The sequence below is a fragment of the Streptomyces sp. NPDC089919 genome, assembly GCF_040684615.1.
Classification (GTDB): domain Bacteria; phylum Actinomycetota; class Actinomycetes; order Streptomycetales; family Streptomycetaceae; genus Streptomyces.
The window spans coordinates 1-24,236 of sequence record NZ_JBFBGK010000029.1; the positions used below are offsets into that span (position 1 = coordinate 1).

At 72.3% G+C, this 24,236-nt stretch carries 17 protein-coding genes; 12 read left to right on the top strand and 5 right to left on the bottom strand.

Annotation, left to right across the window (positions count from 1 at the left end; all coding sequences use genetic code 11):
- Positions 1–141 precede the first annotated feature (141 nt).
- From AB0O40_RS14875 to AB0O40_RS14885, 3 genes are all read right to left on the bottom strand, one after another.
- Positions 142–666, bottom strand: a complete 525-nt coding sequence (locus AB0O40_RS14875) for a peptidylprolyl isomerase (protein WP_365040341.1) — start codon at positions 664–666, stop codon at positions 142–144.
- Between the two features lie 325 nt (positions 667–991).
- Entirely contained in the window at positions 992–1,405 is a 414-nt protein-coding gene (locus AB0O40_RS14880; protein ID WP_365040343.1) for a hypothetical protein, read from the bottom strand.
- 22 nt (positions 1,406–1,427) lie between these two features.
- The gene (locus tag AB0O40_RS14885) at positions 1,428–2,621 is read right to left on the bottom strand and encodes a hypothetical protein (protein WP_365040345.1); all 1,194 of its coding nucleotides are present in this window, start codon (positions 2,619–2,621) and stop codon (positions 1,428–1,430) included.
- A gap of 431 nt (positions 2,622–3,052) precedes the next feature.
- Between AB0O40_RS14885 and AB0O40_RS14890 the strand changes: the two genes are divergently transcribed.
- Both AB0O40_RS14890 and lysA read left to right on the top strand, forming a co-directional pair.
- Positions 3,053–3,427: an SAV_915 family protein gene (locus tag AB0O40_RS14890; RefSeq protein ID WP_365040347.1), complete on the top strand. Its 375-nt coding sequence runs from the start codon at positions 3,053–3,055 to the stop codon at positions 3,425–3,427.
- Positions 3,424–4,755: a diaminopimelate decarboxylase gene (gene lysA / locus AB0O40_RS14895; RefSeq protein WP_365040350.1), complete on the top strand. Its 1,332-nt coding sequence runs from the start codon at positions 3,424–3,426 to the stop codon at positions 4,753–4,755. The genes AB0O40_RS14890 and lysA overlap by 4 nt, the downstream gene beginning before the upstream one ends.
- A gap of 74 nt (positions 4,756–4,829) precedes the next feature.
- Here the strand turns inward: lysA and AB0O40_RS14900 are convergent, their stop codons facing one another.
- Positions 4,830–6,764, bottom strand: a complete 1,935-nt coding sequence (locus tag AB0O40_RS14900; protein WP_365040497.1) for an amino acid transporter — start codon at positions 6,762–6,764, stop codon at positions 4,830–4,832.
- Between the two features lie 202 nt (positions 6,765–6,966).
- Entirely contained in the window at positions 6,967–8,856 is a 1,890-nt protein-coding gene (locus tag AB0O40_RS14905) for an APC family permease (protein ID WP_365040353.1), read from the bottom strand.
- Between the two features lie 479 nt (positions 8,857–9,335).
- Between AB0O40_RS14905 and kdpF the strand changes: the two genes are divergently transcribed.
- The 10 genes from kdpF (at position 9,336) to AB0O40_RS14955 (ending at position 24,106) form a co-directional block, all read left to right on the top strand.
- Entirely contained in the window at positions 9,336–9,425 is a 90-nt protein-coding gene (gene kdpF, locus AB0O40_RS14910; protein ID WP_365040356.1) for a K(+)-transporting ATPase subunit F, read from the top strand.
- 6 nt (positions 9,426–9,431) lie between these two features.
- Entirely contained in the window at positions 9,432–11,096 is a 1,665-nt protein-coding gene (gene kdpA / locus AB0O40_RS14915; protein ID WP_365040359.1) for a potassium-transporting ATPase subunit KdpA, read from the top strand.
- Positions 11,093–13,228: a potassium-transporting ATPase subunit KdpB gene (gene kdpB, locus AB0O40_RS14920; RefSeq protein ID WP_365040362.1), complete on the top strand. Its 2,136-nt coding sequence runs from the start codon at positions 11,093–11,095 to the stop codon at positions 13,226–13,228. Before kdpA ends, kdpB begins: the two co-directional genes overlap by 4 nt.
- Positions 13,229–13,234: 6 nt before the next feature.
- Complete coding sequence (locus AB0O40_RS14925; RefSeq protein WP_365040365.1) at positions 13,235–13,915, top strand: potassium-transporting ATPase subunit C; 681 nt, start codon at positions 13,235–13,237, stop codon at positions 13,913–13,915.
- A gap of 104 nt (positions 13,916–14,019) precedes the next feature.
- Positions 14,020–14,703 (top strand): response regulator, encoded by a 684-nt coding sequence (locus tag AB0O40_RS14930; RefSeq protein WP_365040368.1) that lies wholly within the window; start codon positions 14,020–14,022, stop codon positions 14,701–14,703.
- A gap of 69 nt (positions 14,704–14,772) precedes the next feature.
- Positions 14,773–17,316: a sensor histidine kinase KdpD gene (locus AB0O40_RS14935; protein ID WP_365040371.1), complete on the top strand. Its 2,544-nt coding sequence runs from the start codon at positions 14,773–14,775 to the stop codon at positions 17,314–17,316.
- A 467-nt stretch (positions 17,317–17,783) separates the two neighbouring features.
- Positions 17,784–18,590 carry an SDR family NAD(P)-dependent oxidoreductase gene (locus tag AB0O40_RS14940; protein ID WP_365040374.1) on the top strand — a complete coding sequence of 269 codons (807 nt, stop codon included), beginning with the start codon at positions 17,784–17,786 and terminating at the stop codon, positions 18,588–18,590.
- A 174-nt stretch (positions 18,591–18,764) separates the two neighbouring features.
- On the top strand, positions 18,765–19,538 hold the full coding sequence (locus AB0O40_RS14945; RefSeq protein ID WP_365040377.1) for a GNAT family N-acetyltransferase: 774 nt from the start codon (positions 18,765–18,767) through the stop codon (positions 19,536–19,538).
- 213 nt (positions 19,539–19,751) lie between these two features.
- Entirely contained in the window at positions 19,752–19,841 is a 90-nt protein-coding gene (locus tag AB0O40_RS14950) for a K(+)-transporting ATPase subunit F (RefSeq protein WP_365040380.1), read from the top strand.
- 524 nt (positions 19,842–20,365) lie between these two features.
- Complete coding sequence (locus AB0O40_RS14955) at positions 20,366–24,106, top strand: ATP-binding protein (RefSeq protein ID WP_365040382.1); 3,741 nt, start codon at positions 20,366–20,368, stop codon at positions 24,104–24,106.
- Positions 24,107–24,236 lie beyond the last annotated feature (130 nt).

The window sequence follows — 24,236 nt, forward strand, 5'->3', positions numbered from 1 at the left end:
GGGGGGGGGGGGGGGGGGGGGGGGGGGGGGGGGGGGGGGGGGGGCGGGGGGGGGGGCCGGCGGCGGGGCGGGGGCGCCCGCCCGGGGCCGTTGGGCGGGGGCCGGACGACGGGTGCGCGGCCCGTGGCCGCGCGGAGTGCGTCAGTGGCGGCAGGCCGGCCGGACGCGGAGCAGTTCGGTGCGCAGCACGGGCGTGCCGTCGACCGGTGCCGGCTCCTCGGCGGTCGGCGCGATGCCGCCGGCGGCGACCTTGTCGAGCGTCTTCAGGCCGTCGGCACCGACCGTGCCGAAGACCGTGTAGTTCGGCCGCAGCGCGGAGTCGCCGTAGACCACGAAGAACTGCGAACCGTTCGTGTCCGGACCGGCGTTGGCCATCGCCAGCAGGCCGCGCCCGTAGAGGCGGCGGGTGCCGGTCGGGTCGGTCGGCGCCGGCGGCAGGTCCACCGGGAGCTCGTCCTTGTACTTGTACCCGGGCCCGCCCTCACCGGTACCGGTCGGGTCGCCGCACTGCAGGACCTTCAGGGTCGGGTACGCCGTCAGCCGGTGGCACACCGTGCGGTCGTAGAAGCCGTGCCGCGCCAGGTGCAGGAAACTCTGCACCGTGCAGGGCGCCTTGGCCCGGTCCAGCCGCAGCGGGAGCGCACCCTGGCTGGTCGGAACGGCCATCGCGACCGTGCCGCGAGCGGGCGTGCGCCGCGGGTCGGGCGGCAGCGGCACGGGGCGCGCCGGCGGCTCGTCCGGGGTCTGCGTGTACTGGCACGGGCCGTGCGTGGTGCGCGGCGGAGCGCCATCGGAAGCGGTGGCCACGCTCCCCCCGGACGCGACCAACGCCACCGCCGCTAAAGCGCTGACCAGGACTCGGTTCATCGTGCACGCCCTCCCGAAGATCGTCAGGTTCTGGAGCGGTCGCAGTCTAGGGCGTGGTGCGGCCCGCGGGAATGGGGCCTGGCTCCGGGACTCCGCGGCGGGGCCGGGATCCGCCGCCCGGTCGTCAGTCGGCGTAATACCGGTCGTAGGAGGCGGAGCGCTCCGCCACCGAGAAGTCCTCGAACTGCCCCTGGGCCTCGAGCTCGCACAGCCTCTTCAGCGCCGCCGCCGCAGCGGGTGCGGGGTGGGCCGTGAGGTACGCCTTGGTCGCGTCGAGGCCGCGCCCCAGCAGGAACTCGGCGTCGATCGAGCAGGCCGCGTCGAAGCTGGCCTGCTTCGCGCTCCAGACCAGGAGCACGTCGTCGAGGTCGCCGTTGCGGAACAGCTGGTAGCAGCAGAGCCTCATCAGCTCGGTGTCCCCGTCGCCCTGCCCGCCACGCTCACGCGCCGCGTGCTCGCGCAGCAGCCCCCGGACCTCCTCGAGCTCCGCCCCGACGGGCCGCAGCCCGTACCGCCGCACGCTCTCCTCAGCATCCATCGACGCCCTCCCCCCTGGTCCCTCAGCGCCGCCCCACGCTACCCGACGGCCTACGCCCACCCCCGGGGGACGTCTCGTCCGCCTCCTGCTCTCCCCTGTCGGCACACGCCGCCCAGATCCCGCGCAGCAGCTCCGGGTAGTGCTCGCCGTACGTGGCCACCGCGTGCCACACCGCCTCCAACGCCGCCGTCAGTGGGTCGGGGTCGGCGGCGGCGACCACGGCGGAAAGGGCGAAATACGGCTGTGCGATGCGTCCGGGGCGGCACGGACCGCCGTCCGACCGCGTCCACACCACCGCCGGAGACATCTCCGGCCGGTCCGGCAGCCACGGCGGAGGCACCGCCGGCCGCACCGTCCGATCCGGGACCTGGGGATCGGAACTCAGGGTCTCCCACATCCGGTCCGGGTCGTCGAACGGCGGCGGCAGGGGACGCCTCTCCGTCACCGCGGCGAGCGCCCTGGTGATCCACGGGAGGCCGGTCAGGCCGGCCGCCTCGCAGGCCCGCCGGGCGGCCAGCGACGCCACCGCGCGCTGGACCTCGGCCCCTGCGTCGTCGAGCGCGTGCACCAGATCGCTGTCGAAGCGGAGGAGACCGTGGGCGTTTTCGCTGACCGCGCGCAGTGCGTCGCTCGGCAGCCGACCGCCCCACTCCGCTCGCTCGTGGTCCAGTCGCCGCTCCTCGGCCTCCCGCTCCTCCTCCTGGCGGGCCAGGAGTTCGGCCGCGGCGCGTTCCTCGGGGGTGGGCGGTGGCGGAAGGTCGCGCGCGTAGGCGTGCCAGTAGGCGGCGTCCTGCGCGGTCTGGCGGACCACCAGGTCCGCACGCGGCGGCGCGGGCCAGAACTGCAGGAGGTAGCGGTCCACCTCCGGCTCCTCCGCCATTCTCGTGTCGAGCTGCCCACCCTCGTCCATCCGCTGGGCGCAGTACCGCACCCGGTAGTCGGTCTGCGCGAGATCCAGGTCCCCCACGTCCTCGCCCGACCACTCCACCAGGCTGGTGCGTTCCGACACCGGACGGAAGGACACCTCCACCACGTCCTCCCACTCCGTGTCCAGCGGAGGTTCCTCGTCGTGGACCTCCACGACGAACCCGACGTGGCCCGTGTGCAGTCCGGTGATCAGCCAGAGCGCGCCGGGCACCGCCGCGCCGCACAACCCCCCGCTCTGGCCCGCGAACGCCTCGGCCATCTCCGGGACCTCGTCGTCCGGATCGCTCACGACGTAGATCTGACCGTAGTGAACATGCACGACACCTGCGACCGGCCTGCGCACAGCACCCTCCCCGGACAGCCGACGGCCCCGACGGCCCGCGGTCGGACGGGCCGTCACATGCCGCGCATCATGCCGCAGCCCACTGACAGCGCCGGCCTCCCGGTCGTGGCGTCGCGCAGCCGGGGCGCGGGCCGTCCGGGGAGCCGGTCCCGCTGACGGCCTCCTGATGCGGTCGGGCGTGGTTCTGAGGCGTTGAGGACGCCGCGGCGGTCCCGTCGTCAGCGATCCGTATGGACTGCGGCGGTCGCCGTCAGGATCCCGTCAGGGGCTGGCCGCGGGGGGCGGCGGGCGGGGATAGCTTCCGAGAGCCGCCCCGGACGCCTCCCCGCGTCCGGGGCACGCATCAGCTTCCTGCCACGGCTCCTTCAGGAGGGCCCATGTGCCTCTTCCAGTACGACGACGATCCCGAGCCCGAAGAACGCGTCCCGGCCGGACTCCTCCACGTCCCCGTCCGGCCGGGAAGGGCGGAGGTCGTGGTGCGCCTGTTCCGCACCCCGCTGGGCGCACGCACCGCCGTCGGCTTCACCGACCCCGACCGGCTGACCGCCACCCTCGGCGCCGGTCACCCCTGGATCAGGCTCTCCGAGCCCGCGCTGCGGGCACTGGCCGAGCCCCTCGGAGCGGGCCTGCTGACCGTCGACCCGACGCTGACCGCTCCCCCGGTCGCGGGACCGCCCGCGGCCGGTCCGGTCCCGAGCGCTCCGGTCACAGCCCCGGCCCCGGCCTCACGGGAGACGGAGACGGCACGATGACGACCGCGGTGGTACCGACCCCGGACTCCGGCACCGACGACCTGTCGGTCTGGCCGGCCTCCACGACCCGGCTCGGCCATGGCGGCCTGGCCGTCGGCGGGGTGGACCTCGCCGAGGCGGCGGAGCGCTTCGGCACGCCGGTCTACGTGCTGGACGAGGGCGAGGTGCGCGAGCGCTGCCGGACGTACCGGGCGGCCTTCCCGGACGCCGAGGTCCTGTACGCGGCCAAGGCCTTCCTCTCCCGCGCGATGGTGCGCTGGGTCGACGAGGAGGGGCTGGGCCTGGACGCGTGCTCGGCCGGCGAGCTGGAGCTGGCCGTCCTGGCCGGCTTCCCGCCCGGGCGGATCGTGCTGCACGGCAACGCCAAGTCGCCCCGGGACCTGGACAGCGCCCTGCGGCTGGGGGTCGGGCGGATCGTCATCGACAGCCCGTCGGAGATCGCCCGCATCGCCGCCGCCGTCGGGCCCGCCGGGCGCCAGAAGGTGCTGGTGCGGGTGGTACCGGGCGTCTCGGCCGGCGGCCACGACAAGATCCGCACCGGCACGGACGGGCAGAAGTTCGGCCTCTCCCTCACCGACGGGTCCGCGCTCAGCGCCGTCGCCCACGTCCTGTCCCAGCCGGGCCTGGAACTGGCCGGGCTGCACTGCCACATCGGCTCCCAGATCACCGAGGTCGAGCCCTACCTGACCGCGCTCCGGCGCATGGTCGGGCTGCTGGCCCGCATCCGCGACGAACACGGCCGCGTGCTGCCCGAGCTGGACCTCGGCGGCGGCCACGGCATCGCCTACCGCCCGGGCGAGGCCGCCCTGGACGTCACCGCCCTCGCGCGCAGGCTCCGCGGCGCGCTGGCCGAGGGCTGCGCGGCCGCCGGGCTGCCCGTGCCCCGCCTGGTCATCGAGCCGGGCCGGGCCGTCGTGGGGCCGGCCGGGGTCGCCGTGTACCGGGTCCTCGCCGTCAAGAGCACCGGGGACACCGTGTTCGTGGCCGTCGACGGCGGCATGAGCGACAACCCCCGGCCCGCCCTGTACGGGGTCCGGTACGCGCCCCGGCTGATCGGCCGCACCCCGGCGGCGCCCCGGCCCGCCACGGTGGTGGGGCGGCACTGCGAGGCCGGGGACGTGCTCGCCGCCGGCGTGGCACTGCCCGGCGACGTCCGGCCCGGCGACCTGATCGCCGTACCGGTCGCCGGCGCGTACCAGCTGTCGATGGCCTCCGGCTACAACATGGTCGGCCGGCCTCCCGTGGTCGCGGTCCACGAGGGCGCCGCAAGGCTCCTCGTACGCCGCGAAACCCTGGCGGACCTGCGCCGACGCGACATCGGCGAGTAGCCCGCGCCCACATGAGAGTCCCGGTGGCCCCGCGCCTGCGGGGCCACCGGGACGGGGCTGTCCGTACGGAACGGTCAGCCGGCGTGGACGTGGGGCCGGCGGCTGCGGTCCGGCTCGGCCTCCCGGATGACCTCGCGGGTGACGGGGGCGACCTCGCCCTGCCCGAAGAGGAAGAACCGGAAGAAGTTGGCCATCGGGTTGCCCTCGGTCCACTCGAAGTAGATGTGCGGCCGCTGCCCGGTCTCGTCCCGTACGTGGAGCAGCAGCGCGGCGAGCGCGTTGGGGATGCTGGAGCTCTCCAGGGTCAGGACCCGGTAGCGGTCGTGCAGGACCTCGCCGCGCACCCGCATGCCCGATTCGAACTCTGACGCGTCCAGGACGGTCACCTCGACGAAGACGACGTCGTCCTCGGACGGGATGTCGTTGTCCGCGCGGATCTGCGCCTTCTTCTGCCGGTACTCCTCGGCGTCGCGGCTGTCGGGCTCGTTGGCGATGAAGCGGATCGTGCGGTTGGCGGTGTCGCGGATGAACCGCTGCGCCATGTCGTCGAACTCGATGTCCGTGACGCGCAGCTCGAACACCCGGGCGAGGCGGGAGAGCAGCGAGAGGGCCATGATGCCGGCGATGAAGCAGGCGCCGATCTTCACACCGTCGGGGCGTTCGGCGACGTTGATCGCCGTGGTGTAGATGAAGACGGCCGCGATGACCCCGAAGCCGATGGTCCAGCCGCGTTCGCCGGCCTTGCGGGCGGCGATGGTCACCGCGACGGCGGCCGAGGTGATCAGGACCAGGACACCGGTGGCGTACGCGCCGCCCTGGGCGTCGACGTCCGCGTCGAAGAGCCAGGTCACCAGGAAGGCGATCAGGGTGAAGACGATGACCATGGGGCGCAGCGCGCGGGCCCAGTGCGGGGCCATGCCGTACCGGGGCAGGTAGCGCGGCATCAGGTTGAGCAGGCCGGCCATGGCGGAGGCGCCGGCGAACCACAGGATGCAGATCGTGGAGACGTCGTAGACGGTGCCGAAGGCGGAGCCCAGGTGCTCGTGGGCCAGGTAGGCCAGGGCGCGGCCGTTGGCCTCGCCGCCGGTCTTGAACTGGTCGGCGGGGATCAGGAGCGTGGTGACGAAGCTGCTGGTGATGAGGAAGACGCTCATGATCACGGCGGCCGTGGTCAGCAGCTTCTTCGTGCCGCGGATCCGGCCGGCGGGCTTCTCGTCCGTGTCGTCGGGGGAGCCCGCGACGTGCGGCATGACCGCGACACCGGTCTCGAACCCGGACAGGCCCAGGGCCAGCTTCGGGAAGACGACGAGGGCGATGGCGATCATCATGAACGGGTTGCCGTGCTCGGTGACCAGCGCCTGCTTCCAGTCGGTGATCACGTGCGGCTCGGAGAGGACCTGCCACAGGCCGACGCCGATGACGACGACGTTGAGGGCGAGGTAGGAGAAGACCAGCACCACGGCCACGCCGATGGCCTCGCTGAAGCCCTTCAGGAACACGCCGCCCAGCAGGGCGATCAGGATCAGCGTGATCAGTACCTGGTGGCCGTCGAGGGTGGCGGTCAGGTGCGGGTTCTCGACCATGTGCGCGGTGGCGTCGGCCGCCGAGAGCGTGATCGTGATCAGGAAGTCGGTCGCCGCGAAGCCCAGCAGGGTCAGGACGAACAACTTGCCCTTCCAGAACGACAGCAGCCGCTCCAGCATCGCGATCGAGCCCTCGCCGTGCGGGCTCTCCTCCGCCACCCGGCGGTAGACGGGCAGCGCCCCCAGCAGTGTCAGCACCACCAGCACGATCGTCGCCAGCGGCGAGAGCAGACCGGCCGCCAGGGCGGCGATGCCCGGCTGGTAGCCGAGGGTCGAGAAGTAGTCGAGGCCGGTCAGGCACATCACGCGCCACCACGGGCGGCCCTCGTGCGCGGTCTCCGGCTGCTGCTGCTGTTTGTGGCGCTGGTCGGTCAAGCCTTCCAGCAGCCACGCGCGCAGGCGCGTGCTGCGGGCAGGGGTGGCCATCGTGGGGTCGCTCCCGTCGTACGGCAAGGATTCAGCCATCGACCTCGACGGCCGAGCCAGCGTACGCATCGGAAACTCGACCGATACGTCTATAGCCTCGTCTGATGAAATCCTGACGCGCCCTTAACGCTCTTCCTCCCGGTGGCGCAGCGCAATCAGCCGACAGCCGCACGGAATGCGCCAGGCGGCCGTCACGGGCACGTCAGCGCCGCGCACCGGCCGCGATGCGGAACCGCAGTCGGCAGATCACCGCGTCGGTGTCCCGGCGGACGGCATGGGCGACCACCGAGCCGCGCTGGTTCTGCAGGAGCCGCTGCCACAGCCGCTCCGGCTCGGTCTCCGGGATCAGGACGGTGACCTGGGTGCCGGGCTGCCGCTCCGCCAGCGCCCGGACGTACCCGGAGACGGGGCGGCCCAGGGAGCGGGTGGGCGAGGGGAGTTCGACGAGCTCGACGCCCGGGTTCCACAGCTCCCAGTCGCGGCGCAGCGCCTCCGCGGTCCGGCGGTCCTCGAGGGTGTGATGGGTGACGGTCACCGCGAGGACTTCGTCGCCGAGGGAGCGGGCCGCGGTCAGGGCCCGGCAGGTCAGCAGCGACAGCCCTGAGACGGGTACGACGACCAGGGAGCGGGAGCGTTCGGGGGCCCGGGGGATGCGGCCGAGCTCCAGCCGCTCGCCGATCCGCCCGTACGTGCGGTGCACCTTCTCGAAGGCGAGGACGAGCAGCGGCAGCGCGACGACGATCAGCCAGGCGCCCTCGGTGAACTTGGTCGCGGTCACCACGACCGCCGAGACACCGGTCAGGAGGGCACCGAAGCCGTTCAGCGCCGCCTTCCCCCGCCAGCCGGCGGGCCGCTCCAGCGCCCAGTGCCGGACCATGCCGACCTGGCAGATCGTGAAGCCGACGAACACGCCGATGGCGAAGAGCGGCACCAGGGTGTTCGCGTCGCCGCCCGAGAACACGAGGAGCACGGCCGAGACCACGGCCAGCCAGACGACCCCGTGCCGGTGGACCTGCCGGTCTGCCTTGAGGGCGAAGACGTGCGGCAGGAAGTTGTCCCGGGCGAGCAGGCCCATCAGGACGGGCAGGCCGCCGAAGGAGGTGTTGGCGGCGAGGGCGAGCAGCACCACGGTGGCGAACTGGACCACGTAGAAGGCGGCGTTGTGGCCGAAGGAGGCGTCGGCGAGCTGAGCCAGGACGGTCACGCCCTCGACCGGCTGGAGGTGGAAGCGGCCGATCAGCACCGACAGGCCGATGAGCATCACGCCGAGCAGGGCGCCGAGGGCGACCTCGGTGCGCTGGGCGCGGCGGGCGGCCGGGGCGCGGAAGGACGGCACCGCGTTGGCCACGGCCTCGACGCCGGTGAGGGCGGAGCAGCCGGCGGCGAAGGCCTTGAGCAGGAGCAGGGCACCGACGGTGGTGGCACCCTCGCCGAGGGCGGAGGCGTGTCCGGCCGCGGTCTCGGTGGAGACCAGCCCGTCCCGGAACAGGCCCACGGCGATCATGGCGAGGATCGAGCCGACGAAGACGGCGGTGGGGACCAGGAAGGCCTTGGCGGAGTCCACCACCCCGCGCAGGTTGACGGCGGTGACGAGGACCAGCACACCGAGGCAGATCCACCCCCGGTCCCCGTACAGGCCGGGGAAGGCGGAGGTCAGGGCGGCCGTGCCCGCGGTGACCGAGACCGCGACGTTGAGCACGTAGTCGAGGATCAGCGAGGCGGCGGCGACCAGGCTGGTACGCCGTCCGAGGTGCCGCTTGGCCACGGCGTAGGAGCCGCCGCCGTCCGGGAAGGCGGCGATGACCTGGCGGTACGAGGCCACCAGGACGGCCAGCAGCGCGGCGATCGCCACGGTCACCGGGAGGGTGAAGCCGAGGCCGTGGGCGCCGGCGGCCGCGAGGACGAGCACGATGGACTCGGGTCCGTAGGCCACCGAGGCCATGGCGTCCAGCGACAGGGCGGCCAGCCCCTGGAGGGCGGTCAGCTTGTGCCGCTCCCCCTCGTCCGCAGCCGGCGCGGCGCCGGTGTCGGGGGGCTCTTCCTGGCCCGGCCCCTGTCCGGCGGACGTCGGTTTTCCTGTGTGTGTGGCCATGTCGCCGTGTTCCTCCGAAGTGAGCAAAGTGAGCACAGCGTCGAAGCCCCGCACCACCACCGCCAGCCGTCTTGGCGAGATCCATACGCCGCTCCCACGGCTCTTCACGTGTTTCATACGCGGCTCCCGGCCCGGCGTACGGGACGCGTCAGGAACTCCCCCGCACCCGAGCCGGTCCCGCCCTGGCCGCGCTGGGCCGGTGCCGCCCTCGACACGGCCGGAGCGGCCCGGAGGGGAGGAAACCCGCACTTCTCGGCAGTCGGCGTCAGGGCCGCGTTAAAGGTTCCGGTGCACCCGTATGGAGCTCATCAAGGCGTCCTGACGCGGCCCCTGCCACACGGTTTGCTCGGTCTCGGCCAGTCCGGCCGATTCCATTCATCACTTCATCAGGAGCTCACGATGGCCGATCTGGCCTTCGTCGTCACCACGATCGCGGTCTTCGCGCTGGTGGCTCTCATCGCCCGGGGGGTGACCAAGCTGTGACCGTCGAGAACATCGTCGGCCTCATCGTGGCCGTCGCCCTGCTCGGGTACCTCGTCCTCGCCCTCGTCAAGCCGGAGAGGTTCTGAGCCGACATGAGTCCCCAGATCGCCGGCGTGCTCCAGCTCCTCGCCCTGATCGCCGCCCTGGCCCTCGCGTACCGCCCGCTCGGCGACTACATGGCCCGGGTCTACTCCTCCGAGAAGCACTACCGCCCGGAGAAGTGGATCTACAAGGCCATCGGTGCCGACCCCACCACGGAGATGCGCTGGACCGCGTACCTGCGGGGCGTCCTCGCCTTCTCCGCCGTGGGCGTGCTGTTCCTCTACGCCCTGCAGCGGCTCCAGGGCGTGCTGCCCGGCTCGCTCGGCTTCGCCGCCATCGACCCGGACCAGGCCTTCAACACCGCCGCGTCCTTCGTGGCCAACACCAACTGGCAGTCGTACGCGGGTGAGCAGGCCATGGGCCACGTCGTGCAGACCGGCGGCCTGGCGGTGCAGAACTTCGTCTCCGCGGCCGTCGGCATGGCCGTCGCCGTCGCCCTCGTACGCGGCTTCGCCCGCTCCCGCACCGGGGAGCTGGGCAATTTCTGGGCCGACCTGGTCCGCGGCACCGTCCGCATCCTGCTGCCGCTCTCCGTCGTCGGCGCGATCGTGCTGGTCGCCTGCGGCGCCATCCAGAACTTCGCCGGGATCCACGAGGTCGGCCAGTTCTTGGGCGGCACCCAGCAGTGGAACGGCGGCGCGGTGGCCTCCCAGGAGGTCATCAAGGAGCTGGGCACCAACGGCGGCGGCTACTTCAACGCCAACTCCGCCCACCCCTTCGAGAACCCCACGCCGTTCTCCAACCTCTTCGAGATCTTCCTGATCCTCGTCATCCCCTTCGCCCTGACCCGCACCTTCGGCAAGCTCGTCGGCAGCGTCAAGCAGGGTTACGCGATCCTCGCGACCATGGCGGTCATCTGGCTCGGCTTCACCGCGCTGATGATGTGGACCGAGTTCTCCCACCACGGCCCGGCGCTCCAGGCGGCCGGCGGGGCGATGGAGGGCAAGGAGAACCGCTTCGGGATCGGCGCCACGTCGATCTTCTCGGTCGCCACCACCCTCACCTCGACCGGTGCGGTGGACGGCTTCCACTCCTCCTTCACCGGCCTCGGCGGCGGCATCCAGCTGCTCGGCATGCAGCTCGGCGAGATCGCCCCCGGCGGCGTCGGCTCCGGCCTCTACGGCATGCTCGTGATGGCGGTCATCGCGGTGTTCATCGCCGGTCTCATGGTCGGCCGCACCCCCGAGTACCTCGGCAAGAAGATCGGCACCCGCGAGATCAAGTTCGCCGCCTGCTACATCCTGATCACCCCGGCCCTCGTCCTGTGCTTCACCGCCGCGGCCATGGCCCTGCCCACCCCGCCGCACTCGATGCTCAACTCCGGTGCGCACGGCTTCTCCGAGGTCCTGTACGCCTACACCTCGGGCGCCAACAACAACGGCTCCGCCTTCGGCGGCCTGAACGCCGACACCCAGTGGTACAACTCCACGATCGGCCTGGCCATGCTCCTGGGCCGCTTCCTGCCCATGGTGTTCGTCCTCGCGCTGGCCGGCTCGCTCGCCGAGCAGAAGCCCGTCCCCGAGACGGCCGGCACCCTGCGCACCGACAAGCCGCTCTACGCCGGCCTCCTCGTCGGCACGATCGTCATCATCACCGGTCTGACCTACTTCCCGGCCCTCGCGCTGGGCCCGCTCGCCGAAGGACTGGCGTCATGACCACGGACGTAAAGAAGCAGAACGCCATGTCCACAACCACTTCCGCCCCCGCCCCGCACCAGGACGCCCCCACCGGCCACAAGCCGGGCGAGGGACGCGTGGGCGGCGGCCTCTTCGACCCCAAGCAGCTGCTGACGTCCTTCCCGGACGCGGTCCGCAAGCTCGACCCCCGGGTGATGGTCAAGTCCCCGGTCATGTTCGTGGTCGAGATCGGCTCGGTGCTCACCACCGTCCTCGCCGTCAAGGACCCGACCGACTGGTTCGGCTGGGCCATCACGGCCTGGCTGTGGCTGACCACGATCTTCGCCAACCTCGCCGAGGCCGTCGCCGAGGGCCGCGGCAAGGCCCAGGCCGACACCCTGCGCAAGGCCAAGACCGACACCGTCGCCCGCCGCCTGACCCGGGACGGCACGGCGGAGGAGCAGGTCCCCGGCACCGATCTGAGGATCGGCGACCTGGTGGTCTGCGAGGCCGGCGACATCATTCCCGGCGACGGCGACGTCGTCGAGGGCGTGGCCTCCGTCGACGAGTCCGCCATCACCGGCGAGTCCGCGCCCGTGATCCGCGAGTCGGGCGGCGACCGCTCGGCCGTCACCGGCGGGACGAAGGTCCTCTCCGACCGGATCGTCGTCAAGATCACGACCAAGCCCGGCGAGACCTTCATCGACCGCATGATCAACCTGGTCGAAGGCGCGGCCCGGCAGAAGACGCCCAACGAGATCGCCCTCAACATCCTGCTGGCGTCCCTCACCATCGTCTTCCTGCTCGCCGTCGTCACCCTCCAGCCCTTCGCCATCTACGCCGGGGCGAAGCAGTCGATGATCGTGCTGACCGCCCTGCTGGTCTGCCTCATCCCCACTACCATCGGCGCGCTGCTCTCCGCCATCGGCATCGCCGGCATGGACCGGCTGGTCCAGCGCAACGTGCTCGCCATGTCCGGCCGCGCGGTGGAAGCCGCCGGTGACGTCTCCACCCTGCTGCTCGACAAGACCGGCACCATCACCCTCGGCAACCGGCAGGCCGCCGAGTTCGTCCCCGTCAAGGGCACCACCGAGGCCGAGGTGGCCGACGCCGCCCAGCTCTCCTCGCTCGCCGACGAGACCCCCGAGGGGCGCTCGATCGTGGTCCTCGCCAAGGAGAAGTACGGCCTGCGCGAACGCCACCAGGGCGAACTCACCCACGCGGAGTGGATCGCCTTCACCGCCCAGACCCGCATGTCGGGCGTCGACGTCGACGGCCGCAAGGTCCGCAAGGGCGCCACCGGCTCCGTCATCGCCTGGGTGAACGAACGCGGCGGCACCGTCGCGGCCGACGCCCAGACCCTCACCGACACGATCTCCCAGGCCGGCGGCACCCCGCTGCTGGTCGCCGTCGAGGACGCCGACGGCGCCCGCGTCCTGGGCGTCATCCACCTCAAGGACGTCGTCAAGGAGGGCATGCGCGAACGGTTCGACGAGCTGCGCCGGATGGGCATCAAGACCGTCATGATCACCGGCGACAACCCGCTGACCGCCAAGGCCATCGCCGAGGAGGCGGGGGTGGACGACTTCCTCGCCGAGGCCACCCCCGAGGACAAGATGGCCCTCATCAAGCGGGAGCAGGCCGGCGGCAAGCTGGTCGCGATGACCGGCGACGGCACCAACGACGCCCCGGCCCTGGCCCAGGCGGACGTCGGCGTCGCGATGAACACCGGCACCTCGGCCGCCAAGGAGGCCGGGAACATGGTGGACCTGGACTCCAACCCCACCAAACTCATCGAGATCGTCGAGATCGGCAAGCAGCTCCTGATCACCCGGGGCGCCCTGACCACCTTCTCCATCGCCAACGACGTCGCCAAGTACTTCGCGATCATCCCGGCCATGTTCGCCGTGGTCTACCCGGGCCTGGACAAGCTCAACATCATGGGCCTCGCCTCCCCCGAGTCGGCCATCCTCTCCGCGGTGATCTTCAACGCGCTGATCATCATCGCCCTGGTGCCGCTCGCCCTCAAGGGCGTCCAGTACAAGCCGACCAGCGCCGACAAGATGCTCCGCCGCAACCTCGGCCTCTACGGCCTCGGCGGCCTGATCGCCCCGTTCATCGGCATCAAGCTCATCGACCTGCTCATCTCCCTCATCCCCGGAATCGGCTGATCGGCAATGAACTCTTCCGTATCGAGCACCGCACGTCTGGTCGGAGCGGGTCTGCGGGCCCTGCTGGTCCTGACGGTCGTGTGCGGCGTGCTCTACCCGCTCGCCGTCACCGGGATCGCCCAGGCCCTCTTCCACGACAAGGCCAACGGCTCCGAGATCACCGACGCGCGCGGCAGGGTCGTCGGTTCCTCCCTCATCGGGCAGACCTACGACCTGCCCAAGAAGGACCCGAACGACGCCGACGAGGCCACCCGGCCGGACCTCCACTGGTTCCAGCCCCGCCCCTCCAACGGCCTCGGCACCAACAGCGTCAACACCCAGTACTCCCTCATCCTGTCCGGCGCCACCAACAAGGCCGCCGACAACCCCGACCTCGTCAAGCTGGTCGAGGCCGCCAAGGCGGCCGTGGTCGCCGACAACTCCACCGCCGGCTACCAGGTCAGGCCCCAGGACGTACCCGCCGACGCGGTCACCTCCTCCGGCTCCGGCCTGGACCCCGACATCTCACCGGAGTACGCCCGGCTCCAGGTCCATCGCGTCGCCGAGAAGAACGGCCTGGACGTCCAGCAGGTCGAGAAGCTGGTCACGGACAACACCGAGGGCCGCACGCTCGGCTTCATGGGCGAGCCCACGGTCAACGTCCTCAAGCTCAACATCGCGCTCAAGGGCCTGACGGCCAAGGGCTGAACCGCCCCACGGCGGCAGTGGGAGCCCGGCGCAGGAGCGGACAGGACCGCCCCTTCCGCCGGGCTCCCCGCCACATCGAGAACCGAAGGAAAGGCTGCACACCGATGACCCGGGTGCTCGTGGTGGAGGACGACCCGCAGCTCGTCCGCGCGCTGAAGATCAACCTCCAAGCACGCAAGTTCGACGTCGAGCAGGCGACCAACGGCACCGCGGCCCTCAGACTCGCCGCCGCCGACAAGCCGGACGTCATCATCCTCGACCTCGGACTGCCCGACATGGACGGCATCGACGTGATCAAGGGCGTACGGGGCTGGAGCCGGGTGCCCATCCTCGTCCTCTCCGCCCGGCACACGTCCGAGGACAAGATCCGCGCGCTGGACGCGGGCGCCGACGACTACGTGACGAAGCCCTTCAGCATGGACGAGCTCCTGGCCCGGTTGCGGGCCGCCACCCGGCGCCAGGAGGGCCCGGACCGGCCCGACGAGGTCGTCATCGTCACCACGGAGGACTTCTCCGTCGACCTGGCCGCCAAGAAGGTCCGGCGCGGCGAGCGGACCGTACGGCTCACCCCGACCGAATGGCACCTGTTGGAAATCCTCGTCACCCACCCCGGGCACCTCGTCAGCCAGCGCAAGCTGCTGCTCGAGGTCTGGGGGCCCACGTACGCCGAGAACACCAACTACCTCCGGGTCTACATGGCCCAGCTCCGCAGGAAGTTGGAGCCCGACCCCTCCAGCCCGCGGTACCTGGTCACCGAGGCGGGGATGGGCTACCGCTTCGAACCGTGAACGCCGCCCGCAGCGGGCCGGCCGACAGCACCTCCTGGTGACAACGCCACACCTCGGAAGAATCGGATCATGGGACGCGGAAAGCTTCGGATCTACCTCGGCGCGGCACCGGGCGTCGGCAAGACCTACTCGATGCTCTCCGAGGCCCACCGCCGCACCGAGCGCGGCACCGACTGCGTGGTCGGCTTCGTCGAGCACCACGACCGGCCTCGGACCGAGGTGATGCTGCACGGCCTGGAGACGGTCGCGCGGCGTGCGATCGAGTACCGGGGTGCGTCCTTCACGGAGATGGACACCGACGCGATCCTGGCCCGCCGGCCCTCCGTGGTCCTCGTCGACGAACTCGCGCACTCCAACGTCCCCGGCTCGCGCAACCCGAAGCGCTGGCAGGACGTCGAAGAGCTCCTCCAGGCCGGCATCGACGTCGTCTCCACCGTCAACATCCAGCACCTCGAATCCCTCGGCGACGTCGTCGAGACGATCACGGGCGTGCGCCAGCGCGAGACCGTGCCGGACGAGGTCGTCCGGCGGGCCGACCAGATCGAGCTGGTCGACATGTCGCCACAGGCCCTGCGCCGGCGCATGGCGCACGGCAACGTGTACAAGTCCGACAAGGTCGACGCCGCCCTGTCCAACTACTTCCGCCCCGGCAACCTCACCGCCCTGCGCGAACTCGCCCTCCTCTGGGTCGCCGACCGGGTGGACGAATACCTCCAGCAGTACCGCGGCGAGCACGACATCCGCACCACCTGGCAGGCCCGCGAACGCATCGTCGTGGGACTCACCGGCGGGCCCGAGGGCCGTACGCTCATCCGCCGCGCCGCCCGGCTGGCCGAGAAGGGCGCCGGCGGTGAGGTCCTGGCCGTCTACATCGCGGCCAGCGACGGCCTCACCTCCGCCTCCCCCAAGGAACTCGCCGTCCAGCGCACCCTCGTCGAAGACCTCGGCGGCACCTTCCACCACGTCATAGGCGACGACGTCGCCACCGCCCTGCTGGAGTTCGCCCGCGGGGTCAACGCCACCCAGATCGTGCTCGGCGTCAGCCGCCGCAAGCCCTGGCAGTACGTCTTCGGGCCCGGCGTGAGCGCGACCGTGGCCCGGGAGTCGGGGCCCGACATCGACGTCCACCTCGTCACCCACGACGCCGTCGCCACGGGCCGGGGCCTGCCCGTCGCCCGAGGCGCCCGACTCGGACGTACCCGCATCCTCTGGGGCTGGCTCACCGGTGTCCTCGGCCCTGCCCTGCTCACCCTGCTGCTCAGCGGGGTCCTTCCCGAGCTCGGGCTCGCGAACGACATGCTGCTCTTCCTCACCTGCACGGTCGCGGCCGCGCTCCTCGGCGGGCTGCTGCCCGCGCTGGCCTCCGCGGCCGTCGGCTCCCTCCTGCTCAACTACTTCTTCACCCCTCCCCTCTACCAGCTCACGATCTCCGACCCGCGCAACATCGTCGCCATCGCGATCTTCGTGGGGGTAGCCGTTTCCGTGGCCTCCGTCGTGGACCTGGCGGCCCGACGCACGCACCAGGCCGCCCGGCTGCGCGCCGAGTCCGAGACCCTCTCCTTCCTCGCCGGCAGCGTCCTGCGCGGCGAGGACTCGCTCCAAGCCCTGCTCGAACGGCTCCGCGAGACCTTCGCCATGCGCTCCGCCGCCCTGCTCGAACGAGCCGGCGAGGTCGACGCCTGGACCACCGCGGCTGCCGTCGGAAGCGAACCGGTCACCAGGCCCGAGGACGCCGACGTCGACATGCCGATCGGCGACCATCTGGCCCTCGTCCTGTCCGGCCGGGTCCTGCCCGCCGAGGACCGGCGCGTCCTCGGCGCCTTCGCCGCCCAGGCCGCCGTCGTCCTCGACCGGCAACGCCTGGTCGACGAGGCCGCCAAGGCCCGCGAACTCGAAGAGGCCGGCCGCATCCGCACCGCGCTCCTCGCCGCGGTCAGCCACGACCTGCGCACCCCGCTGGCCGGCATCAAGGCCTCCGTCACCTCCCTGCGCTCCGACGACGTCGAGTGGTCCGAGCAGGACAAGGCCGAACTCCTCGAAGGAATCGAGGAAGGCGCGGACCGCCTCGGCCACCTCATCGGCAACCTCCTCGACATGTCCCGCCTCAACACGGGCACGGTCGTCCCGCTCATCCGGGAGACCGACCTCGACGAGGTCGTCCCGATGGCCCTGGGCGGCGTACCCGAGGACAGTGTCGTGCTCGACATCCCCGAGACCCTTCCCATGGTCGCCGTCGACCGCGGACTCCTGGAGCGCGCCGCCGCCAACATCGTCGAGAACGCGGTCAAATACAGTCCCGGGGGCACACCCGTGCTGGTAGCCGCCAGCTCCCTCGCCGACCGGGTCGAACTCCGCGTGGTCGACCGCGGTCCCGGCGTCCCCGACGATGCCAAGGACCGCATCTTCGAACCCTTCCAGCGCCACGGCGACGCCCCGCGCGGCACCGGCGTCGGGCTGGGCCTCGCCGTCGCCCGCGGCTTCACCGAAGCCCTCGGCGGCACCCTCACCGCCGAGGACACCCCCGGCGGCGGCCTCACCATGGTCCTCTCCCTGCCCGTCGCCGGCGCCGCCACCACACGACCGTCGGAGCCGCCCTCGTCGGCGACCGGCTGAGCCGCGCGCGGCGAACCGGCTGCGTCCCCCGCGTGCCGGACCTCGCGTGCCGGACCTCGGGCGCCGAACAGGCCTTGACGGCCTTCGTACGCCGTGCGGCCTCCGGCGTATGAAGCGTGTCAAAGCGGGACATCAGGGCTTGCCGAGCGCCGGGCCGATGCGCTGGGATACCGGTCATGAACAGCGGCCCGCGCTACGAGGACCGGCCACCTCATACGGTGACGCCGGCGGCGCCCGCTGCCCCCACGGCCGGCTGAGCCGACCGCACCGCTCCCGACGGCACCGCCCGGCGCGTCCGCGCCGACGCAGCGGCAGCCGCGGACAGCCCTCGTCTCCGGACCTCCCGTCCTGCTCACCGCGTGTGCGCCGCTGATCTGGCGCACACGCCGGTGGCCGCTTCCTGTCCCAACGGGGACCGGCCCGGAGCATCCCTCACCATGCGTCCCTTCACACCCAAGGAACCCACCATGTCCTCCACCCTGTCCGGACGTTCCGTCCTCGTCACCGGTGCGACCGCCGGGATCGGCTACGAGGCCGCCCGTCAGCTCGCCGAACGGGGTGCCACCGTCCTCATGCACGGCCGCACGCCCGCAGAGGCCCAGGCCGCCGCAGACGCGCTGGTCGCCACCTCCGGCATCGACTCGTCCCGACTCGTGCCGCTCGCCGCGGACTTCACCCACCTCGACGAGGTCGAATCCCTGGCCCGCACGGTCAACCGTGCACACCCCGACCTGTTCTGCCTGGTCAACAACGCCGGCATGGCCGCGCCGGAACGGCACACCCTCACCGCGGACGGCAACGAGATCGCCCTCCAGGTCAACTTCCTGGCCGCGTACCTCCTCACCAACCTCCTGCAGGACGCCCTGACGAATGCGCCCGGCGGCCGCGTCGTCAACGTCTCCTCCTCCCTGCACCGCACCGCGGCCATCCAGTGGAACGACCCGCACCGGCTGCGCCGCTACTCCCGCCTCGCCGCCTACGCCCAGTCCCAACTCGCCCTCACCGTCTTCGCGTCGGACCCACGCGTGACCGCCGTATCCGTCCACCCGGGCGTCTGCGACACCGGGCTCCTCCACCTGTACGGCAACGAGGGCGAGACCGCCGCCGAAGGCGCCGGGCACGTCGTACGCCTGGTCGACCCGGCCACCGAGATCGTCAACGGCGCCTACTACGACCGTGACCGGTGCGTCGCGCCCGCCCCCGTCGCCACCGAGGAGCGAACCGTCAAGCGCCTCACCAAGCTCGCCGACCTGCTCGTCAGCCACACCGGCTGAAAGCACCGAAGAGAAAGCCACCCCGATGTCCAAGCGCGCACGCAAGAAGAGGACCCGCCGCAGGAAGGGCGCCAACCACGGCCGCAAGCCCGGCCAGTAGCTCCACCACCCCGGCGGGGCGGCCTCCCCACGAGCCGCCCCGCCGTCGTCCGTCCCCACTCAGGAGGAGAGTTCGTGATCAACCTGCCGACCCGCCGGCTCCCGGCCCTCGTCCGCTGGTTCCCCGCCGGACCGCCCGGCTCGGCCGCCCTGACGGAGCACGTACTGAGCACCGACAAGGGCCGCTGGTGGGCCGACCGTGCCGTCCGGCCCCGCGCCATAGCCGTGGAGTGCGGCGACCACGTGCTGCTGCGCGGCGAGCCGGACGCGCTGGTCCCGGCCGACCTCGCCCGGTTCGCCGGCTGCACCATCGAGGCACCCGAACCCTTCCGCCCCCTCATCGCGGCCTCGTTCGAGCCGGTCAGGCCCTGGCAGCGGATCGTGTACGTCAAACGGTCCGCGACACCCCCCGCCCGACCCCCGCACGAGGTGACCGTACGGCGGTTGACCGGACGCGACGGCCGTGCCCTGCACCGGCTCCCGCCTGCCATGCACTGGATCCTGCGCACCTGGGGCGGACCGCACCCTTTCGCTCGCTCCGGCTACGCCTGGGCGGCGTTCCACCAGGGCCGGATCGTGGCCCTCGCCTGCACCTACTTCCTGGGCTCCGAGTACGAGGACATCGCCTGCGCGAGCGTGCCGGATCCGCGGCTGCGGCCCGCGGTGCTCGCCTGCGTGCACGCTCTCTGCTTCGACATCGCCGCCCGCCGCCGTACCCCCAGTTGGACCGTCGGCGCCGGTGACCGCTCCTCCCGCCTGCTGGCCTGGCACGCAGGCTTCCGCCCCGAGCACGAGTTCACGCGCTTCGCCGTCGGCGACCCGGCGAAGCGAGCCGGAGCAGCCAGTTGACGCATCTCCCGTGGCCAGGTCGAGGAAGCGCCGGAGGTTCCGGCGGGTGGTGTCCTCCGATCTCGTGGGCGGCGTACAGACGCGCAGCGTCAATATCGCGTGCCCAGTGCGCCAGGAACGCATCAACGGAGGTGCTGCCAGGGCATCAGCGGTCGTTGACTGCGATTCCCTTGGTGTGCGCCGGGGTTCGGTAGGCGGGGAGACGAGGCACGCGTGAGTACGGAGAAAGTCGTCGGCATCATCATCGCCGCCGGTCTGGTCGGCTATCTGCTCCGGGCCTGGTCGCGGCCCGAAGGGCACTGAACATGACGTCCGTACAGGAGAGAGGCACCTCCGCCCGCGACACGGTCGTACGAGACCTCCCTGGCTGCTCCCGACAGTCGGCGACCACAGGAGTTCCATCACGCCCCTTGCGTCTTCCCGCTCCAGGCCCGAGTCGGCCGAACCGACGCTGTGTCCCTGGACGTTCCGGCGTCGCAGGCCGCTCTGATCGGGGCTCAGCCCGATGACGGTCCGGTAGATTCGGCGACACGGCTGATCTTCAGGGGAGCGACAAGATGCCGCACGTGCGACACGGGGGCAGTGGGGTGCGGAGCAGACACGCGCAGGGTGGTCGGCGGCAGGCCCTGCTGAAGTGCTGGCGCGCGATCGAACTGTTCAGTCCGCCGGCCATTCCGGCGCTACCCCGTCGGCGCCCCGCTGCGCGCACCGGGCCGAGGGACGAGTACGTGGTCGACCTGACGCCGGAGCCGGGCCGGTTACCACCGCTCCTGCCGTGGGCTCCCGACCATCCAGAGACGGGGGTACGGCGGGCACCGCACGGCTACGTGTGGCGGCACGAGGTCTACTGCGGGGTCTTTGATCTGGAGCTGCTCCGCCAGGCGATGATCGCCGTACTGCCCGCCGGTACCGATCCCGACCCCGGCGTGCCGCAGACCGAGCTGGTTCTGCCGGGCCAGAGCGCGATGTTCGCGCTGGTCCTGGACGACGAGGGCCGACCGCTCGAGGACACGTCCGTGATCTCCGCCTGCGCCTGGGCGACCGGCCGCCTGTTCGATCCGGGGCCTTCTGCACCGGGGTGGCTGGACGGATTCGAGGAACTCGACGATGCGTTCGGCGGGGCGATCGACGAGCTCACGGCCACTGCGATCGCTTACGGCCTCACCGCCCCGGCGGCGGGACCGGCGTACGACCGGGGGCCCGTCTCGGGGGGTGGGCCCCAAACGCCCGCCGGGGCCGGTGGCGGGGGCTGGCAGCGGCTGCTCGCCGAGATCCTGGGCGGCGCTGCCGTCGGTGCGGTCGGGGCCCTGTTCGGGGAGGTCGCCGGCGCCGCGATGCAGGGCGCGGCGGAACCCCTGGTTCGCCGCGCCGCGGACTGGGTCGCGGCCCGCCGGACCGCGGAGGAGCTAGCGGGGTCCGGGCGGCCGGACGCCGCCGGGGGCGTTCCCGAGGGGGCGTCGGCCGACGCTCCTGACCGCTCGGCGGATCAGGGGGTCGGCGCCGGTCCCCGTGCCCTCGGGTTCGCCGATCTGGTCGCCCTGACCGCGCAGATCTCCGACCTGTGCGGGGTGCAGGACCACCTGCGGCCCGCGGTGATCCGGGTGCGCAGCAGGCTGGTCCACCGGCCGCGGGACCCGCAGGCGAAGGCCGCCGCCGCGGCGCCGTTCCTGAACAGTCTGCTCCCACCCGATCTGGCCCGGGTGTCCGCGGCCGTCGACAAGGGGATCGGCCCGGCGCTGGAGGCCTACCTGACCGAGCTCGATGCCGTCGCCGTGGGGGCGCGGACGGACGTGCGCCTGGAGCGCGGGGTCGTCCTTGAAGGGGTGGCTCCGGAGCTGGTTCCGGCCGGCCGCTGGCCCGCGCCGGCGGATCGCCCGCTCGCGCTGAGCCAGCAGTTCGCGGTCGACCGCATGCTCGCCGACCGGGCGGGTACCGAGGGCGGGATGTTCTCCGTGAACGGCCCGCCGGGCACGGGCAAGACCACGATGCTGCGCGACCTGGTCGCCGCACTGGTCGTCGAGCGGGCGGCGGTGCTGGCCACGTTCGACCGGCCCGGGCAGGCGTTCACAGGTCCGGCGTGGCGGGGCAGGGACCGCCAGGGCAGGCACGCCCGGTTCATGTCGCGGCTCGACCCGCGGCTGACCGGGTTCGAGATCGTCGTCTCCTCCTCCAACAACGGTGCCGTGGAGAACATCACCGCCGAACTGCCCGGCATCGATGCGCTCGGCCGGCACTGGCGGGCCGGTGGCGACCACCTCTCCGACCACTTCTCCGACCTCGCCTCGGCACTCCTCGGCGGGGAGGCTTGGGGCCTGGTCGCGGCGGTGCTGGGCAACAAGGCCAACCGCAAGGAGTTCGGCGACCGGTTCTGGTGGGGCCGGCTCCCCAAAAAGGAGACCGACGCCCGGACCGCTGCAGGGCTGCCGCCGCTGCGCGGCATGCAGGCCGTTCTGAGCGACTGGATCCCGCCGAAGCCTCCGCCCGGCGGTCGGCATCCCGCCACTCCGGCGGACGGGGGTGCGGCCGCCGGACCCGCCCGGCCCGTGCCCTCGTGGACCGATGCCGTCGCCGCGTTCCGTGCCGCCCGGGCCGAGGTCGAGCAGCTGCGCGCCGGGCGCGCCCGGCTGGCCGGGGCCCTGGCCGCCGTCGAGTCCCCGTCGGCCGGGCAGCGGATCGCGGACCTGGAAGCCTCCGTGTCCCGGGCCGACCAACAGGTCGCCGCCGCCACCGCGGTCCTGGACCGGGCCAGCGCCGCCACCGCCGCCGCCCGGGCCGCCACCGCGGCGGCCGAGGCCGGACACCGGACGGCCTCGGAGCACGTGCCGCGCGCCCGCGGGGAGCTGGCCACTGCCCGGGCGGACCTGTCGGCCGCCCGCGAACTGGTCGCACACCACCGCGAGTACGTGACCGCGCTCACCGCCCGCCACGACGCGCCCCCGGCCGTCGAGCGGGGCCTGCGCGGCGGGCTGCGTCGCCTGCTGCAGAGCACGGCCGACCGGCAGGCCGCCGAACGACAGCAAGAGCACACCCAGGCCGAGATCGCCCACCTTCTCGTCCAGCAGCGCGCCGCGCTCGAGGACTCCCTGGAGCGGGTCGCCGCGGCTGTGCGCGCCGAGTCCCTGGCCGCCGACCGGCACACCCGCTCGGGCGGCGCCGTCGACGATGCCGCCGCCAGCCTCACCACGGCCCTCGACCACGAACGGGCTGCGAGCGCGCGGGAGGCCGCGGCAGCCGCCGCCCTCCGGCACTCCCGGCAGGTCGCCGACTCGTTCCGCCGCGGCCTGCGGGTCGCCGTGACCGAACTCGACGGCCGCCACCGCGAACTGCGGGAGGCGGCCCGGACGCTGCGGTCCCTGCCGCTCGGCTGGCAGCACCTCGACGAAGCCGACCAGGAACTGGGCTCACCCTGGTCCGACGAGGCATGGTCCACCGCACGCAGCGACCTGTTCCTGCGTGCCCTCGACCTGCACCGCGCCTTCGTCGCCGGGGCCGCGAAAAGGGTCCGCGGCAACCTCCAGGTTCTGATGGAGCTGATGGCCGGCACCAACGGACACGTCCCCGACGAGGAGGTCGAGTGCGCCTGGCAGACCCTCTTCCTCCTCGTGCCCGTCGTCTCCACCACGTTCTCCTCCATCGGCAGCATGTTCGCCCGCCTCGGCCGGGAGTCGATCGGCTGGGTCCTCGTCGACGAGGCCGGGCAGGCGACTCCACAGGCCGCCGTCGGCGCGCTGTGGCGGGCCCGCCGTGCCGTGCTGGTAGGCGATCCGCTCCAGCTCGAACCAGTCGTCACCATGCCCACGGCCCTCCAGCGCCGGCTGCTGCGCGCCTACGGCATCGACGAGCACTGGCTGCCCTCAGCCACCTCCGCCCAGGCCGTCGCCGACCGGACCAACCGCTATGGCACCTACCTGCCGGCCCCGGGCACCGACGACGAGCACGTCTGGGTGGGCTCGCCGCTGCGGGTACACCGCCGCTGCGAAGAGCCGATGTTCACGGTCAGCAACGAGGTCGCGTACGGGGGCCTCATGGTCCACGGCACCAGACACGAGGCGTTCCCCGATGCGGATCGGGACGGCCTGCTGCCCAGCCGGTGGCTCAACACCGACGATCCGAATCGCCCGTCCGACGCACCATGGGGCGAACGCGACCGCCGGGCCTTCGAGTTCGTGCTCGACCATGTGCACAGGCAAGGCGTCGGTGTCGAGCGTGTCCGCGTCATCGCCCCCTTCCGGGCCCTCGTCGCCGAATGCCAGAAGATCTGCCGCGGCCGTGAAGGCTGGACGTCCGAACTGATCCAGGAACGCTGCGCCACCGTGCACCGGGCCCAGGGGAAGGAAGCCGACGTCGTCGTCCTCGTGCTCGGCGGGGGCCGGCCCGGCGCCCGCGACTGGGCGGCCCGCACCCCACACCTGCTCAACGTGGCCGCCAGCCGCGCCAAACGCCGCCTCTACGTCGTTGGCGAGCGCAGCCTGTGGGCCCCGCTCCCGCACTTCGACGTCCTCGCAGCCGAGCTGACGGAGTTCCACCACCTCCGCGACCACACCACCTGGCCGCCGGATACCGAGTAACCGCCGACGAATCGGCCAAGAGGTACGCGGATGAGTGAGCTCTGTGACCACGCGCAAGCGGTCACAAAGCTCACCCGCAAGTCCTTAAGAAAACTGGGCAGATCAGGACGAGCCAGCGACAAGATTCCGT